The organism is Pantoea sp. Ap-967 (assembly GCF_011752565.1).
Classification (GTDB): Bacteria; Pseudomonadota; Gammaproteobacteria; order Pseudomonadales; family Pseudomonadaceae; genus Aquipseudomonas.
On sequence record NZ_VWXK01000016.1, the window covers coordinates 129,006 to 147,436 of the forward strand.

An 18,431-nucleotide genomic window follows, 5' to 3' on the forward strand; every position below is an offset into this window, starting at 1 on the left:
ATGGGCTTCGTTCGTAGCGCGCTGGCGCTGGCCCTGGGCCTTGCCGTCGGCGGTTTGGCCCACGCGGCCGATGAGGCACAGGTCAAGCGCGGTGAGTACCTGGCCCGCGCCGCCGACTGCATGGCCTGCCACACCGCCGAGGGCGGCGCGCCGTTCGCCGGCGGCCTGCCGATCCATTCGCCGTTCGGCACCATCTATGGCAGCAACATTACCCCGGACAAGCAATACGGCATCGGCGACTACAGCAGCGATGAGTTCTTCGCCGCGGTCACCGAGGGCAAGCGCAAGGACGGCGCCAACCTCTACCCGGCCATGCCCTACACCTCGTACCACTTGATTACCCGCGAGGACTCGGATGCGATTCTCGCCTACCTGATGACCGTGCCGCCGATCAACCGCCCGGCGCCGCAAACCGCACTGAGCTTCCCGTTCAACGTGCGCCTGGGGCTGACCGGCTGGAACCTGCTCTACGGCAAGCGCGTGCAGTTGCAGCCCACCGAGGGCAAGAGCCCGGCCTGGCAGCGCGGCCAGTACCTGGTGGAAGTGATGGGCCATTGCGGCGAGTGCCACACCCCGCGCAACCCCATTGGCGCGCTGCAGCAAGACCTGCGTCTGAGCGGCGGCCTGCTGGGCGGTTACCTGGCGCCGAGCCTGCTGGCCCAGGACCTGGCCGAGCGCGGCTGGACCCAACCGGACCTGACCACCTTCCTCAAGCACGGCATCAGTGCCCAGGGCAGCATGTTCAACGAGATGTACCCGGTGGTGCACCACAGCACCCAGCACCTGCAGGATACAGACCTCTCGGCCATGGCCACCTATTTGCTGGGCGACCAGCCGCCGCCGGCGAAGGCGCTTGCGCAAGTTACGCTTGAGCAGATGAGCGACAGCGCCAAGCGCGGCCACCAGCAGTACCTCAACGTCTGCGCCGGTTGCCATGGTGTGGACGGCGAGGGCAAGCCGCATATCGCCGTGGCCATGCGTGGCAATACCGTGCTGCGCCAGGGTGACTCGCGCAACCTGGTCAAGGCCATTCGCGATGGCATTCGCGAGCAGCAGTTCACCGGTTTTGAGCGCATGCAGCCGATGCCGGGCTTTGCCGACAAGCTCGACGACCAGCAAGTGACGGACATGGTCAACTACCTGCGCCAGGCCTGGGGTGGATTGCCCGGCGACCTGACCGTACAGCAGCTCGCCGAGCTGAAGGCGGAGTAAACCGTGCAGCATCTCGATCTCCAGGTGATTCGCCAGGCCTTGCAGTGGTCGTGCACTGGGCAGCGGGTGTGGTTGTGCACGGTGCTTGCCACCTACGGCTCGGCGCCCCGTGCGCCGGGCGCGATGCTGGCGGTGAACGCCAGCGGCCAGTGGTTGGGGTCGTTGTCCGGTGGCTGCGTGGAAGACGACTTTCTCGAACGTGTGGCCCGTGGCGAATTCGCCGAGCCGGTGGCCATCGTGCACTACGGCGATGGCACGGATCCGCGCTCCAGCATCCGCCTGCCCTGTGGCGGTGTGCTGGAGGTGCTGGTGGAGAACCTGGCGGCCGGGTGCGAGGTGCAGGCGCACCTGCGCGAGCTGGAAGGCGCCCTGCGTGGCCAGCGCCGGCTGCTGCGCGAGGTGCGCCTGCCCGAGGGCACCAGGCTGCTGGCTGACGACCCGGTACAAGGCCCGCGCGTCGAGCGTGAGGGCAACCGCGTGCGCTTGCGCATCGGTGCCGCCCAGCGCTTGCTGCTGGCCGGCTATTCCAGCGTGGCGCATTTTTGCGCCGAGTTCGGCAAGGGCATGGGCTTTGAAGTCATTCTCTGCGACCCGCGTGAGGAGGTGCTTGAAGGCGTGGTGCTGGACGGCATCGAGGTGCGCCGTGAGCTGCCCTCGGAATTCATCGCCAATGGTGGTTGCCATGCCGACACGGCGGTGGTTGCATTGACCCACGACCCGAAAATCGATGACCTGGCCATGCTGGAAGCGGTGCGTACCGATGCGTTCTACATAGGGGTGATGGGCTCCAAGGCCACCTCCGACAAACGCCGTGAGCGCTTGCAGCGCATTGGCGGCCTGGGCTACGACGCGCTGGCGCGCATCCATGCCCCGATTGGTTTGAACCTGGGAAGCAAGACCCCGGCCGAGATCGCCCTGGCGGTGCTGGCCGATATCCTGCGCCTGCGCAACGGCATCGGGCGGTCGGCGCTGTGAGCGTGGTCGCGCTGGTGCTGGCGGCCGGGCGTGGGGTGCGCTTCGGTGCCGACAAGCGCCGGGCGATTTTGGCCGATGGCCGCAGCTTGCTGGCGCACAGCGTGGCGCGGGCGCAGGCGGTGTTCGCGGATGTGCGGGTGGTGCTGCGCGAAGGGGAGCGGGGCGAGGATTTTGGCCTGCCGGGCGATTGCCGGGTCATCGTCAGCCCGGATGCCGCGTTGGGCATGGGCCACAGCCTGGCAGCCGGGGCCGGTTCACTGCTCGACAGCCAGGCGCAGGCCGTGGCGATCATGCTGGGCGACATGCCGTGGATTGAGCTGGCGACCTTGCAGCGCCTGGCCGAGGCTGCCTCGCCGGCGACCATCGTTTTGCCGCGGCATGCGGGGCAGCCAGGGCATCCGGTGCTGTTCGGGCGTGATTTCTGGCCGGCGTTGGTGGCGTTGCACGGGGATGCAGGGGCGCGGTCGGTGGTGCAGGCGCACCGGGATTGCTGTGTGGTGGTCGAGGTTGGAGATGCGGGCGTGGTGCGGGATGTGGATACGCCGCAGGGGTTGGGGTAGGGCCGGATGCTTGCCTCGGCATCTTTAGCGCCTGAGAGATCGAGCGCCGCCCGCGCGGCGCTTCGCGAGCTGCGCTCGCTCCTACGTCTGTTTCGGGCCAGTAACGCCTGTGACAGGCGCGCGCGACCGCCTTGTTTGTAGGGCGCGATATCGTGCCATGCGCCAAGGCATTCGCGCGCAAATGCCCCAGGATTCACTGGCCCGAAACGAACGTAGGAGCGAGCGCAGCTCGCGAAGCGCCGCGCGGGCGGCGCTCGATCTGATAGGCGCTAAAAATGCCAAGGCAAGCCTCGGTCCCCCCATCAAAAAGGTCCATAATCCCCCCTTAATCCACCCAAGGTGCAATACCCTCCACACCATCCGGGGAGCTCCCACCATGCACGTTCTGCTCTGCGAGGACGACGACCTGATCGCCAGCGGCATCTGCGCAGGCCTTACCGCCCAGGGCCTGACCGTCGACCGCGTGGCCAATGCCGCCAGCGCCCGGGCGTTGCTGCAGGCAGCGCAGTTCGATGTGATGATCCTCGACCTCGGCCTGCCCGACGAAGACGGCCTCAAGCTGCTACGCCGCCTGCGCCAGCAAGGCGAAACGCTACCGGTGCTGGTGCTGACCGCACGGGATGCGGTCACCGACCGGGTCGACGGCCTGCAGGCCGGCGCCGACGACTACCTGCTCAAGCCCTTCGACCTGCGCGAGCTGGCGGCGCGCCTGCACACCTTGCTGCGCCGGGTGGCCGGGCGGGCGGTGAATGCCATCGAGCATGGCCCGCTGCGCTACGACCCCAGCAGCTGCGAAGCCACCCTGGGCGGCCAGCCGGTCGACCTGTCGCGGCGCGAACAGGCGCTGCTCCAGGCGCTGTTGCAGAACCCTGGGCGAGTGCTGTCCAGCGAGCAGCTCAAAGATTGCGTGTACGGCTTCAGCGACGAAGTGGAGAGCAACGCCCTGAACGTGCACATTCACCACCTGCGGCGCAAACTCGGCAACAGCATCGTCGAAACCGTACGTGGCCTGGGCTACCGCCTGGGCCCTGCGCAGGCCCCGGGTGAGGCTGCGTCATGAGCCTGCGGGTACGCCTGAGCCTGATCCTGGGCAGCGCCTTCATCATTATCTGGGTGTTGGCCGCCGCCTGGATGCTGCGCGACCTGCGCCAGCAGATGATGTTCTCCCTCGACCAGCGCCTGGTCGCCTCGGCGCGCATGGTTGCCGGGTTGGTCGACCAGCTTCCCCAGCCGCTGGCCGCCAAGGGCGAAAGCGCCCATTTTTCCGCCGACCAGCTCAGCGTGCCGGACGGCATGGCCTGCCAGGTCAGTTCGCTGCGTGGCGAAATTCTGGCCAGCAACCACAAGCATGACGGCGCCATGGACGACCAGCGCAGCGGCTTCCGTGACCAGACCATCGATGGCGCGTTGTGGCGCACCTTCACCTACAGCCATAACGATGTGCGCATCACCACCGCCGACCGCCATATGGAGCGTGAAGCGCTCAACCAGTCGATTCTGCTGGCCGCCTCGGCGCCGGTGCTGATGGCCCTGCTCGGTAGCCTGGGGCTGCTGTGGATCGGCCTGGGCAAGGGCCTGGAACCGCTCAACCGCATGCGCGATGCCCTGCGCAAGCGGCGTGCCGACAGCGTGGAACCCTTGCAGGTGGCGGGCCTGCCCAGCGAACTGCAACCGCTGCTCGATACCCAGAACCAGCTGTTCCTGCGCATCGCCCAAACCATCGAGCGCGAGCGCCGCCTCACCGATGACGCGGCCCACGAACTGCGCAGCCCGTTGACCGCAATCAAAACCCATCTGCAGGTGGCGCGCATGACCGACGGCGCCGTGCGCGAGCAGGCCCTGGAACACGCCGAACAGGGCGCCGACCGCATGCACCGCACCTTGGAGCAATTGCTGATGCTGGCCCGGGTCGAGGGCAGCCTGTCGTTCGACGACGGCGTGCAGTGCAGCGCCGAGCAGGTGGCCCGCCAGGCCATGCAGGATGCCGGCGGCGGTGATAACCGGCGTATCGTGCTGCGCCTGCCCGAAGACGCCACGCGCATCTACCTGGGCATGCCGGCGCCGTTGGCGGTGGCGGCCCTGCGCAACCTGCTGGACAACGCCCTGCGCCATGGCGGCGATACCGAGGTGGAGCTGGCGGTGCAGCTGGCAGACGGGCAGGTCGGGTTCATGGTGCGTGACCATGGGCCGGGGATTGCCGAGGGCGACCTGCAGCACCTGACCGAACGCTTCTGGCGCCATGGCCAGAGTGGCGGCTGCGGGCTGGGGTTGGCGATCGTCCAGGCGATCGTGCAGCGTTGTGCTGGCAGTTTGCGGTTTGACAGCCGTAGCGATGGGTTGCGGGTGGTGTTGCAAGTGCCGGCGCGGTCAGTGGGTTGATCTTTGTTGCCTGTGCCGGCCCTTTCGCTTGTAGGAGCGGGCTTGCCCCGCGAAAGGGCCGACACAGGTGACGGAAAAATCCCACAATAACGGCTAAATCCTCCCCGCACCCAAGCGTTTCCCAAGCGATAACTGCCCATTCGCTTGTTTGCGAGGATTCACCCATGTCCACCGCTTCCAGCCTTGCCCAGGTCCCACCGGCCAGTGCGCCGCAGCCTTTGTACACCTTCGCCGATTCACCGCTGCTGCAACGCCAGCAGCAGCAGGAATCCAACGCCCGCAGCTACCCTCGGCGCATCCCGCTGGCGCTCAAGCGCGCCCGTGGCATTCACGTCGAGGATGTCGAAGGCCGCCAGTTCATCGACTGCCTGGCCGGCGCCGGCACCCTGGCCCTGGGGCACAATCACCCGGTGGTGATCGAAGCGATCCAGCGCGTGCTGGCCGACGAGCTGCCCCTGCACACCCTGGACCTCACCACCCCGGTCAAGGACCGCTTCGTCCAGGACCTGTTCGGCATCCTGCCCGAGGCCTTGCGCCGTGAGGCCAAGGTGCAGTTTTGCGGCCCCACCGGCACCGACGCCGTGGAAGCCGCGCTCAAGCTGGTGCGCGGCGCCACCGGGCGCAGCACCGTGCTGGCATTCCACGGCGCCTACCATGGCATGAGCCAGGGTGCCCTTAGCCTGATGGGCAGCCACGGCCCCAAGCAACCGCTGGGCGCGTTGCTGAGCAGCGGCGTGCAGTTCATGCCATACCCCTACGATTACCGCTGCCCATTCGGGTTGGGCGGTGAGGCTGGGGTCAAGGCCAACCTGCATTACCTGGAAAACCTGCTGCTCGACCCAGAGAGCGGCGTGCCGCTGCCGGCGGCGGTGATCCTTGAAGTGGTGCAGGGCGAGGGCGGGGTGATTCCGGCCGACATCGAATGGCTCAAGGGCGTACGCCGCATCACCGAGCAAGCGGGTGTGGCGCTGATCGTCGACGAAATCCAAAGCGGCTTTGCTCGCACCGGGCGCATGTTCGCCTTCGAGCACGCGGGCATCGTGCCGGATGTGGTAACCCTGTCCAAGGCCATCGGCGGCAGCCTGCCGCTGGCGGTGGTGGTGTACCGCGACTGGCTCGACACCTGGAAGCCGGGCGCCCATGCCGGCACCTTCCGTGGCAACCAGATGGCCATGGCGGCAGGTTCGGCGGTGATCAACTACCTGGTCGAGCACCGCCTTGCCGATCACGCCGAGGCCATGGGGCAGCGCCTGCGCGGGCACCTGCAGCGGCTGCAACAGGACTACCCGCAGTTGGGCGATATCCGCGGCCGCGGCCTGATGCTCGGGGTGGAGTTGGTCGACCCGCAAGGCGCGCGCGATGCTCAAGGGCACCCGCCGGCCAACCGTGAACTGGCGCCGAAGGTGCAGCGTGAATGCCTCAAGCGCGGCCTGATTCTGGAACTCGGTGGCCGCCATGGCGCGGTGGTGCGCTTCCTGCCGCCGCTGATCATCAGCGAGCAGCAGATCGATGAGGTGGCCCAGCGCTTCGGCGAGGCGGTGGCGGCGGCGGTCTGAGTAATGGAGCCCCTTCGCGGCGAGCCGCCGCGAAGGGGCTCCGTGCTCAGTCGAATGAACGCCCGGCGCGCCAATACCCCATCAGTGTCAGGCTTTCGCGCGGCAGGCCGCGCTCTTTGATCAGGTGACGGCGAATGTCCATCACGGTCGCCGATTCGCCTGCAACCCAGGCATGGAACAGGCCACCGGCACTGCTGGCCAGTTCCCAGAGAATGCGCGTGTCGATGTCCACGTCTTCCAGCCGAACGTTCGCCCCGCTTTGCCCTTGGGGCAGGCTGGCCAGTTCGCGCACGGCATGCAGCATGGCCTGGCCCTGGTTGGCGTGCAGCAGGTCGCGTGGCAGCCAGTGCAGGCGCGTGGCCGGGCTGTGGCGCAAGGCCAGGCAGTCGGCCTCCATGGGCACCTCGATGAAGGCCTGTACGGCAAGCTCTGGCTGGTTGTCGGCCAACTGTTCGAGAATCCCGGCGATGGCTGGCAATGCCGTTTCGTCGCCCACCAACAGCACGTTGCGCACGCCCTGCGGTGGTTTCCATTCATAGCCGCCGGGGTCGCCGACATGGGCCAAGTTTGGCGCGATCATCTGCAGCCGGTCGCCCACCAGGGCGTGGGTAGCCCAGGCCGAAGCTGGGCCGTTGACGCCATGTAGCACGAAATCGACATCCACCTCCAACGCTTCGCGGCGCAAGGCGCGGATGGTGTACGTACGCATAGGTGGGCGTTGTGCGGCGGGTAGGGCGCTGTGGGCGGCCTTCCAGTGGGTGTCGTTTGGCAGTATCGGCAGAGAGCCATCTGTGGCGGGGAAAAACAGCTTGACCCGCTGGTCCGGGGCCAGAGTGGTCATCTCGGCCACATCCGGGCCAGTGAACACCAGGCGCGTCAGAGAGGGTGAAAGCGCGATGCGTTGCTTGAGTTGCAGGTCGAACAGGCGGTAGGCGGGGGCAGCCTGACTGCCGACCAGGCGGCGCAGGCCTTGCTGGAGCGCCTGGGTGATGCGGGCGGGACTGGACATGGGAAGGTCCTCTTTGCGGGGCGGCTTTCTCGATAGACGAGCTGCCGCCCAGGCAAATTAACCGCTACCAGCCGCGCCCGGAGTTGACCCAGAAATTCACCGACAGCGAGGTTGACACTGATTCCACCTGGTGGAACCAGCCTTCGGGCAGGAACAAGAGATCGCCCGCTTCTAGCAGCACGCGCAGGAATGGCACGGTGCGTGCTTCTGGGAAGCGCTGGTAGTCGGGGGCGTCGGGATTGAAGTCGCAGCCGTCCAGGCCGCCTTTTGGTGCGGTGGACCATGTGCCCAAGGCCGGTCGATGATGGGGGGCGGCCAGGATGAACGACTTGTGCCCCCAAACCTGCGCGAACAGGTTGTCGGTATCATCGCGGTGCAAGGGCGTGAGCGTGCCTTTGGGGCCGATCCAGATGCGTGGCGCGATGTACAGCGAGCGCTCGAAATACGGTGGGTGCTGAATCAACTCCAGCAACTGGGCCGGGACGATGTTATTGCCCATATACGCCGGGGGGCTGCCTGGGTTGGTGCTAGGCTGCGGGTTGTCCAGCGAATTGATGAAATCGGCCATGGAGGTGGAGCGGAAGTCGCGATCGGTGGAGAAGGTCTTCTTGACATAGTCGCCGTGACGGGTAATGCCTTGCAGCTCGGCGAAGTGTTCCAACGACGCCTGGCGATCGAGATTGAACAGCTTCCACTCGTGCAACGCGTCGCTGATGACCACTGGGGTGCCGTTGGGCAAATAATCGCGGCGGAACCGTTCGACGGTCATCTGCACCGCAGGGACGCGCTGAACGAGGGTGAGCTGGGGCAGGCTCGCCGATACGCGCTCACTGTAACGAGGCGGTGTGACGTAGCGCTGGTTCATCTCGGATTTCTGCGCTTTGCCGCCTCTGCGCGCCTGATCGATGATCTGTGGTAGCAGGGTAGCCAAACCAAGATTGCCGCCGATCGTGAGTCGTCCGCTGGCGAACAGTTCTTCGACATTCGCGCTGCCGGCCATGATCCCCAGCAGGTCCTGCTGGGTGACCTCTATGGTCACATCGGGCGCCGCATGCTTGCCGGGCTTGGCACGGGCATGCTCGCCCGCTTCGCACCAGTAGGCGTGCTGCGGGCTGAACACGAACTGAAAAATGCCTTTCACACCGAAGGTGCCGGCATTGGTAAACAGTCCAGTCAGCGAGGTTTGCAGATCCATGGCAAGGCCTCATCGTAGGGAATGGATGTGAGAAGAGAACGAAGCGGCCTGTGTGGAATTTAGCGGGCTCTCGCGTATTAGCTGCGGCATTGCGCGGCCTTAATTTTTTGCAGGTTGTATCCGTTTCGTAGGGATAGCCGGGCACTGCCCGTGATACCACACTCGTACGGAAGCAATCTGATGAATGCCGAAAAGTCCCTGCAACTGGCTCGCCGTTTCATCGAACTGCCGCTGGAAAAGCGCCGTCTGTTCCTTGATGGCCTGGCCAGGGAGGGTATCGACTTTTCCCAGTTTCCCATCCCGGAGGGCGTAGCGGCCGACGACCGCATGGCGCCTTCCTTTGCGCAGCGACGCATGTGGGTGCTCTGGCAGTTGGACCCTCAAAGTGGCGCCTACAACCTACCGGGTGCAGTAAGGCTCAGCGGCGCACTGGACGAGGCTGCCCTGCAGCAGGCGTTCAACACGTTGATCGAGCGTCACCAGAGCTTGGCGTGTGTATTCGTGCCACAAGCTGACGAGAGCCTGGCACAGGTGCTGCTTGCTAGCACACCGCAGATCCACCGTGTGGACTTGAGCGCTCTTGCGCAGGACGCGCGTGAGGCTCAGGTTCAAGCCGAAGTGGCGCTCGAGTCGCAGCGCCCGTTCGACCTGCAGCACGGGCCGCTGTTGCGCATTCGCTTGTTGCACTTGGCGCAGCAAGAGCATGTGCTGCTGATTACGTTGCACCACATCGTCTCCGATGGCTGGTCGATGAATGTGCTGATCGACGAATTCAGCCGTTGTTACGATGCCTTCGCTTCCGGTGTGCAGCCCAACCTGCCGCCGTTGCCGATCCAGTACGTCGATTACGCCTTGTGGCAGCGTCGTTGGTTGGAGGCGGGTGAGCTGGAGCGTCAATTGGCATACTGGCAGGGCGTGTTGGGCGAAGAGCAACCGGTCCTGGAGCTACCGCTCGATCACCCGCGGCCTGCCAGTCCGAGCTTTCGCGGCAATCGCCTCGCGTTCGCCATCGATACGAACTTGGCCGGGCAACTTCGCAGCTTCGCCCGTCAGCACAACTTGTCCTTGTTCATGCTGCTGTTGGCGGGGTTCGGCCTGCTGTTGCAGCGTTACACTGGCCAGGCCGACCTGCGTATTGGCAGCCCGGTCGCCAACCGTAATCGCAGTGAAATCGAAGGGCTGATCGGCCTTTTCGTCAATACCCAGGTACTACGCCTTCAGCCGGATGCGCAGGGTGATGTGCTCGGTTACCTCAGTGCGGTGCGTCAGACCGTGCTCGGCGCACAGGCGCATCAGGACCTGCCGTTCGAACGTCTGGTCGATGCGCTGAAGGTCGAACGTAGCCTGGCCCATGCACCGTTGTTCCAGGTGATGTACAACCATCAGCCCCAGGTTGCCGACTTGACTGCAGTGCGCTTGGCCTCTGGTCTGGAACTGTCATCACTGCAATGGCGCAGCCAAACCACCCAGTTCGACCTCAGCCTGGATACCTTCGAGAGCGCAGGCGTACTGCAGGCAGCCTTCACCTATGCCAGCGATTTGTTCGACGAAGCGACGGTGCAACGCATGGCCGAGCATTGGCAGACTTTGCTGCACGGTCTGATTGCGCAGCCGCAGGCGGCTTTGTGGCAGCTGCCGATGCTCGACTCTGCCGCCGTGCACACTGTGCTGCACAGCTGGAACGCAACGGCCAGGGACTACCCGCTGCAGCATGCCGTACACCAACTGATCGAACAGCAGGTGCAGCGCACGCCACAGGCGCCGGCGCTGGTGTTCTGCGATGCAACGTTGAGCTACGCCGAACTCGATGCCAGTGCCAATCGCCTGGCGCATTACCTGCGTGGGCAGGGTGCCGGTTGCGATCGCCTGATCGGTATCAGCGTGCAGCGCAGTGTCGAAATGGTGGTAGGCCTACTGGCCGTCCTCAAGGCTGGGGCGGCTTACGTGCCGCTAGACCCGGACTATCCTGAAGAGCGCCTGGCCTACATGATAGAGGACAGCGGCATCGACCTGTTGCTCACCCAGCAGGTGTTGCTGGAGCGCCTGCCGGTTCCGACGGGTGTCAGTTGCGTGGCCCTCGACCGGTTGCTGCTGGATGATCAGCCGGCCACTGCCCTAGGCCTGCCGCTGATACCCAACCAGTTGGCTTATGTCATCTATACCTCCGGCTCTACCGGTCGCCCCAAAGGTGCGGGCAATAGCCATGCGGCACTGACCAATCGGCTGTGCTGGATGCAACAGGCCTATGGCTTGGACGGCAGCGATGCCGTGCTGCAAAAGACCCCTTTCAGTTTCGATGTGTCGGTGTGGGAGTTCTTCTGGCCATTGATGGCCGGCGCTCGGCTGGTGGTGGCAGCGCCAGGTGAACATCGAGACCCTGCACGATTGATTGCGACCATTGGCCAGCATCAAGTGACGACGCTGCATTTCGTCCCTTCGATGCTGCAAGCGTTCATCCACGAGCCAGGTGTCGAGGCCTGTACCAGTCTGCGACAGATTGTTTGCAGTGGCGAGGCGCTGCCGGTGGATGCCCAGCAGCAAGTGTTCGCCAAACTGCCGCAGGCCAGTTTGTACAACTTATATGGCCCTACCGAGGCGGCGATCGATGTGACGCACTGGACGTGCGTGGAGGAGGGGCGTGACAGCGTGCCGATCGGTCAGCCGATTGCCAATATTCGCACCTATGTGCTCGATGCCGGGCTTGAGCCTGTTGCGCCTGGGGTGGCCGGCGAGCTGTATTTGGGAGGCGTCGGGCTAGCTCGGGGCTACCACCGCCGTCCAGGGCTGACAGCCGAGCGTTTCGTCGCCGATCCCTTTGTCAGCGGCACGCGTCTCTACCGTACCGGCGACCGGGTGCGCCAGCGCCCTGATGGGGTCATCGAATACCTGGGGCGTTTCGACCATCAGGTGAAAATCCGTGGTCTGCGCATCGAGCTGGGTGAAATCGAAGCGCGCCTGGCCCAGCATCCGAGTGTTCGCGAGGCCGTTGTGCTGGCTGTCGATGCCAGGCAGTTGGTCGCTTATCTGGTGCTCAATCAGCAGGACCAAGGCTGGCAGCAGGTGCTTAAGGACTGGTTGCTGCAGGCCTTGCCCGAGTTCATGGTGCCTAGCCACTTGCTGGCGCTGCCCAGCCTGCCGCTGACACCCAATGGCAAGCTTGACCGCAAAGCCTTGCCACAGCCCCAGGCCGCTGCCCGTGGCGTTCATGTCGCCCCTGTCGATGAAACCCAGCGCACGCTCGCTGAGGTGTGGTGCGCTGTGCTCGGTGTGGAAAAGGTCGGTATCGATGACAACTTCTTCGAGCTGGGTGGCGATTCGATCATCGCCATCCAGGTGGTCAGCCGTGCCCGCCGTCATGGCTTGCACCTGAGCCCGCGTGACCTGTTCCAGTACCAGACCGTGCGCAGCCTGGCAGGCGCCGCAGGGCAGGCCGCGCAGGTACTGGCCGAGCAAGGCTTGGTGCGGGGCGAGGCGCAGTTGAGCCCGATCCAACGGCAGTTCTTCACCCACGCCATGCCCATGCGCGGTCACTGGAACCAGTCGCTGCTGTTGGCGCCACGCCAGATGCTGGAACCTGAACGCCTGGCGGTAGCTTTGGCGCAACTGCTGCGTCAACACGATGCGTTGAACTTGCGTTTCAGCGAGCAGGGCGGGGGCTGGCAGGCGTGGCATGCTGATACGGAGCAGGCACTGCCGTTCTCCCAGCATCAGGTCGCCGATGAGCAAGCCCTGACCGAGCTTTGCGAGGCCACCCAGCGCAGCCTCGACCTGAATGCAGGGCCGTTGCTGCGCGCGGTCCTGGCGCAGTTGGCCGACGGCAGCCAGCGACTGTTGCTGGTCATCCATCACCTTGTGGTTGATGGTGTGTCGTGGCGGATACTGCTTGAAGACCTGCAGCAGGCCTACCTGCAGGCACCCCTGCCAGCCAAGACCAGCGCATGGCAGGCCTGGGCGGCGCGTTTGCCTGCCGTGGCCGAACGCCATGCCGATGAGCTCGATTACTGGACCACGCAGACTGTGGCTGCCGAGCTGCCTTGCGACAACCCTCAAGGTGTCGCTAGCAATCGCTATGGCCGCAAGCTTGAAAGCCGCTTCGATGCTGCTTTCACCCGCCAGTTGCTGCAACAAGCACCTGCGGCCTACCGGACCCAAGTCAATGACTTGCTGCTGACCGCTTTGGCTCAGGCAGTGGCCGATTGGAGCGGCCAGGCCGAAGTGCTGGTACAGCTTGAAGGACACGGCCGTGAAGAGGTGTTCGATGACATCGACCTATCGCGCACGGTGGGTTGGTTCACCACGCTGTATCCCGTGCGCCTGAACCCCTCGGATGCGCCAGGCAGTGCGTTGAAGGTAATCAAGGAGCAGCTGCGAGGCGTGCCACACAAGGGCCTGGGGCATGGCCTGTTGCAACAGCTGGGAACTGCAGTGCAACGCGATGCCCTGTCCAGTCTGGTACCACCACGCATTACCTTCAATTACCTGGGGCAATTCGACCAGCAGTTCGATGAGCAGGCACTGTGGGCCCCTGCATTGGAGAACAGTGGCGCGGCCCAGGATGCCGATGCGCCACTGGCCAACTGGCTGAGCGTCGAAGGGCAAGTCTATCAAGGCGAGCTGTCTCTACAATTCGGCTTCAGTAGCCAGATGTACCAGGAATCGACCGTTGTTGCGCTGATGGCGCGCTTCCAAGCGCGATTGAGCGAGCTGGTTGCCCACTGCTGCGCCTTGGAAGCACAACAGGCCACGCCTTCCGATTTCCCGCTCGTCGCCCTGGACCAGGCGACACTGGATGCGCTACCGCAAGGAAGCGAAGGGCTCGCTGACCTGTTGCCGCTATCGCCCATGCAACAGGGCCTGCTGTACCACAGCCTGCTGGGGCAGGGCGAGGCCAGCTACATCAACCAGATGCGCCTGGCAATCGAGGGCCTGGAGCCTGAGCGTTTTCGCGATGCCTGGCAAGCGACCCTGCAGGCCCATCCCGTGCTGCGCAGTGGCTTCGCCTGGGACGGCTTGCCGCAACCTCTGCAACGCGTGCAGCGCCAAGCGACGCTGCCATTCGAATGCCTGGACTGGCGCGGTCGGGCGGATCACGAGCAGGCGCTCCAGGCATTGGCGCTGCAAGAGCGTGAGCGTGGCTTTGACCTGAGGGAGGCGCCGCTGCTGCGCTTGGTGCTGGTGCGCCTGGGGGAGGCGCAGTGGGTGTTGATCTACACCCATCACCATCTGCTGATGGATGGCTGGAGCAACGGCCTGCTGTTGGCAGAGGTCCTGCGCCGATACAGTGGCCTGGCAGTGGCGGCACCGCTGTCCAGCCAGCGTGACTATATCGCCTGGCTCCAGGCACAAGATGGCAAGGCGAGTGAAGCCTTCTGGCGTGAGCACCTGGCGAAGCTGGAAGCCCCGACCCGGCTTGTCAGCCAGATGGCGGGTAACGGTCAGTCCGGGCAGCGGGCAGACCTGCACCTGTCCCTTGGTACGCAGGAGGTTGCCCACCTGGAGGCCTTCGCCAAGGCCTGCAAAGTAACGTTCAACACCCTGGTACAAGCCGCGTGGTTGCTCTTGCTCCAGCGTTATACCGGGCAAGCCTCCCCATGCTTCGGGGCTACCGTGGCGGGTCGGCCATCGGCGTTGGTGGGGATCGAGCAGCAGATCGGCCTGTTCATCAACACCTTGCCGGTCATCGCCACGCCTCAGCCGCAGGTTTCGTTGGGGCAATGGCTGGAGCACGTTCAGTTGTACAACCTGGCGGTGCGTGAGCACGAGTACACGCCGCTTGCCGATATTCAGCGTTGGGCCGGACACGCCGGTGAAGCCCTGTTCGATACCTTGCTGGTTTTCGAAAATTACCCGGTTGAACAGGTACTTGAGCAGTCGGCTGCCGATGGTCTGCGGTTCGGCGTGGTGAGTAACCTTGAACAGACCCATTATCCCCTGACGCTGATGCTGACCCTGGGGCGTACCCTGGAGTTGCACTTCAATTATGACCGAGGCCAGATTTCGGACCTTGAGTTGGAGCGGGTCGCGCAGCACCTGAAGAACCTGCTGACGCAACTGCCTGGGCGCGCCGATACGCCGCTCGCCGAGTTGTCGATGTTGGGCGAGCAAGAGCGCCAGTGCTTGCTGGTGGACTGGAACGCCGACCAACCGGGGTTGGCCGACGCCCGCTGCGTGCACCAACTGATCGAGCAGCGAGTGCGTACGGCAGGGGATGCGATTGCACTGATCGCCGACATGCAGGCTCTGAGCTATGAGCAACTCGATCGCCAGGCCAACCAGGTTGCCCACCGCTTGATCGAGCTGGGCGTGGGACCCGAGGTTCGGGTCGGCGTGGCCTTGCGCCGCACTGTGCAACTGCCGGTGGCGCTGCTGGGGGTACTGAAAGCCGGGGGAGCCTACGTGCCACTGGACCCGGATTACCCAACCGAGCGGGTCGCCTACATGCTCGAAGACAGCCAGGCCAGTGTGCTGGTGACCGAAGAGAGCGTACTGCCGCACCTACCGGGCAATGTGCCAACTCTCTTGATGGGGCAGTTGGCCGATTACCCGCAGCATTCGCCGTGCACACAGGTCACGGCGGGCAACCTGGCCTACGTGATTTACACCTCAGGCTCTACCGGCCGCCCCAAAGGGGTCGCCATCACCCATCGCAATGTCCAGGCGCTGGTGGAGTGGACCGCCCGCGTGTTCAGCGCCGAGGACTTGTCAGGCGTGCTGGCATCTACCTCGGTGTGCTTCGACCTGTCGGTGTGGGAGCTGTTCGTGACACTTGCACTGGGCGGCAAGGTCATTCTTGCGCGTAATGCCCTGGAACTTGCGCAGTTGCCTGCACGTGACCAGGTACGATTGATCAACAGCGTGCCTTCGGCGGTCGCTGCGCTGGCGCGTGCCGGGCAGATCCCTGCCGGCGTACACACCGTCAACCTCGCCGGTGAACCGCTGAAACAAGTACTGGTAGACACCCTTTACGCCAGTGGCGCCATTACGCGGGTGAATGACCTCTATGGGCCTTCGGAAGACACCACCTACTCCACGTGGGTGCGGCGAAGTGCCGGCGGCCATGCCAGCATCGGACGGCCACTGAGCAACAGCAGCGGCTACGTGCTGGACGATTGGCTGCAACCAGTTCCTAGCGGGCTTTGCGGTGAACTTTATTTGGGTGGCGCCGGTATCACCCGTGGCTACTTGCTACGCCCGAGCTTGACGGCCGAGCGTTTTGTGCCCGACCCATTCGGCAGTGCCGGTGAGCGCCTTTACCGCACCGGCGACCTGGTTCGCCTCGGGGCGAGCAATGATCTTGAGTACCAGGGGCGAATCGACCATCAGGTGAAAATCCGCGGCCTGCGTATCGAGCTGGGAGAAATCGAAGCACGATTGCTGAAGTTGGCCGGGGTACGGGAGGCTGTGGTGGTGGCCAGCGACGAGCAATTGGTGGCCTACCTTGTCGGTGGCGACCAGCTCCCGGCTGACGAGACGCTGCGCGACCAACTGCGCCGAGTGTTGCCCGAGTACATGGTACCGGCACAACTGGTCAGGCTCGAACAACTGCCGCTCACGCCCAATGGCAAGCTTGACCGCAAGGCATTGCCGGCCGTACGCCACACCCCTCGGCAAGCGGTTTATCGAGCACCTCAATCGAGCCTTGAACAGCAACTGGCGGCACTGTGGTGCGATGTCCTGCAGCAAGAGAGGGTGGGGCTGGACGATGACTTTTTCGAACTCGGCGGCCACTCGTTGCAACTGGTGATGTTGCAGACGCGGGTGCGCGGCCTGTTGGGCATGGACGTGACGCTCAAGCAACTGCAGGGGCTGCGCACGCTCGGGGACCTGGCTACCTATCTACGACAGATGCAGTCCGAGCAAGGACAAGATCTGGAGCTCGACCTGATTTTCGGCGCGCTCGACGAACTGGAGAAAGACAATGCTTAAGCAAGATGGCGCACGCACGGAACAACTGGTCGCCCGGATCAGGGAACTGAGCGGCGACAAGCGGCGGCAATTGTTTGCGCGTCTGCGGGAAATGGGCGTCAACGTCGCGCACCTGCCGATCGTCCCGGCCAAGGACGGTGACCTAGCCCCGTTGTCCTATGCCCAGCAGCGCCAGCACTTTCTCTGGCAGCTCGATAAACAGAGCTGTGCTTACAATATTCCGGTGGCGCTACGGTTACGCGGCACCCTTGACATCGCGGCCTTGCATCAAGCACTCGGCACGCTGGTCGAGCGTCAGGCGAGCCTGCGCACTCGGTTCGTCGACGCTGGCGATGAAGTGTTCCAGACGCTGCACGACGCGCCAGATGCTGTGCCTCTGTCGATGGAAACCGCGCCTCTTGCCGCGCACTTGCGTGACGGCCATATCCAGATGCTGGTCGAAGCAGAGCTGCGTACACCATTTGAACTTAACGACAAGCCTTTGTGGCGAGTTCGCCTGGTGGCGCTTGGCGATGACGATTACGTTTTGCTGATGACATTGCACCATGCAATCAGCGATGGGTGGTCGATGACGGTGCTTGTCGAAGAGCTACTGGCCTGCTACGACGCAGCGGTGCAGGGACTGCCTGCTGATCTACAGCCGTTGTCGATCCAGTACCACGACTATGCACGTTGGCAACGTGAGTGGATGGCGTCGGGTGAGCTTGAGCGCCAACTGGGTTACTGGATCGCTACCTTGGGCGAGCTGCCCCCGGTGCTTTCGCTGCCCACCGATCACCCGCGTCCGCAGCACCAAAGCCTGCGCGGTGCGCGGCTGGAATTTGCGCTGCCTGCACCGTTGAGCGAAGGCGTGCATGCGTTGGCCCAGCGCCAGGGCGTCACGGTGTTCATGCTGCTGCTGGCATCGTTCGGCATATTGCTGCAGCGCTGCAGCGGCCAGCACGATTTGCGCATAGGCGTGCCCAATGCCAACCGCAACCGTGCCGAGACCGAGCGGCTGGTAGGTCTGTTCGTCAATACTCAGGTGCTGCGCCTGCAGGTCGATGACAGTCTGCCCTTCAGCCAATGGTTGCGGCAGGTCGAGCAGGCTGTCAACGATGCCCAAGCGCACAGTGAACTGCCGTTCGAACAGTTGGTAGAGGCACTGCAGCCAGAGCGCAGCCTTGGCCACAATCCGTTGTTCCAGGTCATGCACAACCATCAGGTGAGCAAAGGTCAGGCGCTGCAGGCCAACCTGGGCGACCTGCATATCGAAGGCTTGCCGCTGGAAAGCCAGACAGCCCAGCTGGACCTGGCGCTGGAAACGCTGGATACACCGCAGGGCCTTTGCGCTAGCCTGGTCTACGCGACCGATTTGTTCGAACCCGAAACCGTAGCGCGCCTGGGGCGTCAATGGCTCAATCTGCTGCAGTCCATTACCTGCGAGCCGGACAGCTGTATCAGCGAACTGCCGATGCTCGATAGCGACGAGCGTACGCAGTTGCTCGAACGGTTCAACGCTACCGCCACCCCGTACGACCTGAACCAGACCGTGCACGGGCTGTTCGAGCAGCGTGTGCAGGCGACGCCTGACGCACCGGCTTTGCTGTTCGGTGAGCAGCAACTGAGCTATGCCGAAC

General features: G+C 64.3%; 10 protein-coding genes. 8 read left to right on the top strand and 2 right to left on the bottom strand.

What is annotated here, in order from left to right; translation table 11 throughout:
* From F3J45_RS18030 to F3J45_RS18055, 6 genes are all read left to right on the top strand, one after another.
* A complete protein-coding gene (locus F3J45_RS18030; protein WP_167065605.1) occupies positions 1–1,212 on the top strand; it encodes a cytochrome c in 1,212 nt (403 codons plus the stop codon).
* A 3-nt stretch (positions 1,213–1,215) separates the two neighbouring features.
* Positions 1,216–2,187: an XdhC family protein gene (locus F3J45_RS18035; protein WP_167065608.1), complete on the top strand. Its 972-nt coding sequence runs from the start codon at positions 1,216–1,218 to the stop codon at positions 2,185–2,187.
* Positions 2,184–2,747, top strand: coding sequence for a nucleotidyltransferase family protein (locus tag F3J45_RS18040; RefSeq protein WP_167065611.1), 564 nt, complete (start codon positions 2,184–2,186; stop codon positions 2,745–2,747). Before F3J45_RS18035 ends, F3J45_RS18040 begins: the two co-directional genes overlap by 4 nt.
* A gap of 376 nt (positions 2,748–3,123) precedes the next feature.
* Positions 3,124–3,807, top strand: a complete 684-nt coding sequence (locus tag F3J45_RS18045; RefSeq protein ID WP_167065614.1) for a response regulator transcription factor — start codon at positions 3,124–3,126, stop codon at positions 3,805–3,807.
* A complete protein-coding gene (locus F3J45_RS18050) occupies positions 3,804–5,126 on the top strand; it encodes an ATP-binding protein (protein ID WP_167065617.1) in 1,323 nt (440 codons plus the stop codon). The genes F3J45_RS18045 and F3J45_RS18050 overlap by 4 nt, the downstream gene beginning before the upstream one ends.
* 164 nt (positions 5,127–5,290) lie before the next feature.
* Positions 5,291–6,682 (top strand): aspartate aminotransferase family protein, encoded by a 1,392-nt coding sequence (locus tag F3J45_RS18055; RefSeq protein WP_167065620.1) that lies wholly within the window; start codon positions 5,291–5,293, stop codon positions 6,680–6,682.
* Between the two features lie 46 nt (positions 6,683–6,728).
* Here F3J45_RS18055 and F3J45_RS18060 read toward each other — a convergent pair whose 3' ends face one another.
* Positions 6,729–7,691 (bottom strand): siderophore-interacting protein, encoded by a 963-nt coding sequence (locus F3J45_RS18060; protein WP_167065623.1) that lies wholly within the window; start codon positions 7,689–7,691, stop codon positions 6,729–6,731.
* Between the two features lie 64 nt (positions 7,692–7,755).
* The gene (locus F3J45_RS18065; RefSeq protein ID WP_167065626.1) at positions 7,756–8,886 is read right to left on the bottom strand and encodes a cupin-like domain-containing protein; all 1,131 of its coding nucleotides are present in this window, start codon (positions 8,884–8,886) and stop codon (positions 7,756–7,758) included.
* A gap of 180 nt (positions 8,887–9,066) precedes the next feature.
* Here F3J45_RS18065 and F3J45_RS18070 point away from each other — a divergent pair, with 180 nt between their 5' ends.
* Both F3J45_RS18070 and F3J45_RS18075 read left to right on the top strand, forming a co-directional pair.
* Positions 9,067–16,812: a non-ribosomal peptide synthetase gene (locus F3J45_RS18070; RefSeq protein WP_167065628.1), complete on the top strand. Its 7,746-nt coding sequence runs from the start codon at positions 9,067–9,069 to the stop codon at positions 16,810–16,812.
* Positions 16,805–18,431 (top strand): condensation domain-containing protein (locus F3J45_RS18075; protein ID WP_240164642.1); only part of this gene is annotated, 1,627 nt, incomplete at its 3' end. The genes F3J45_RS18070 and F3J45_RS18075, both read left to right, overlap by 8 nt.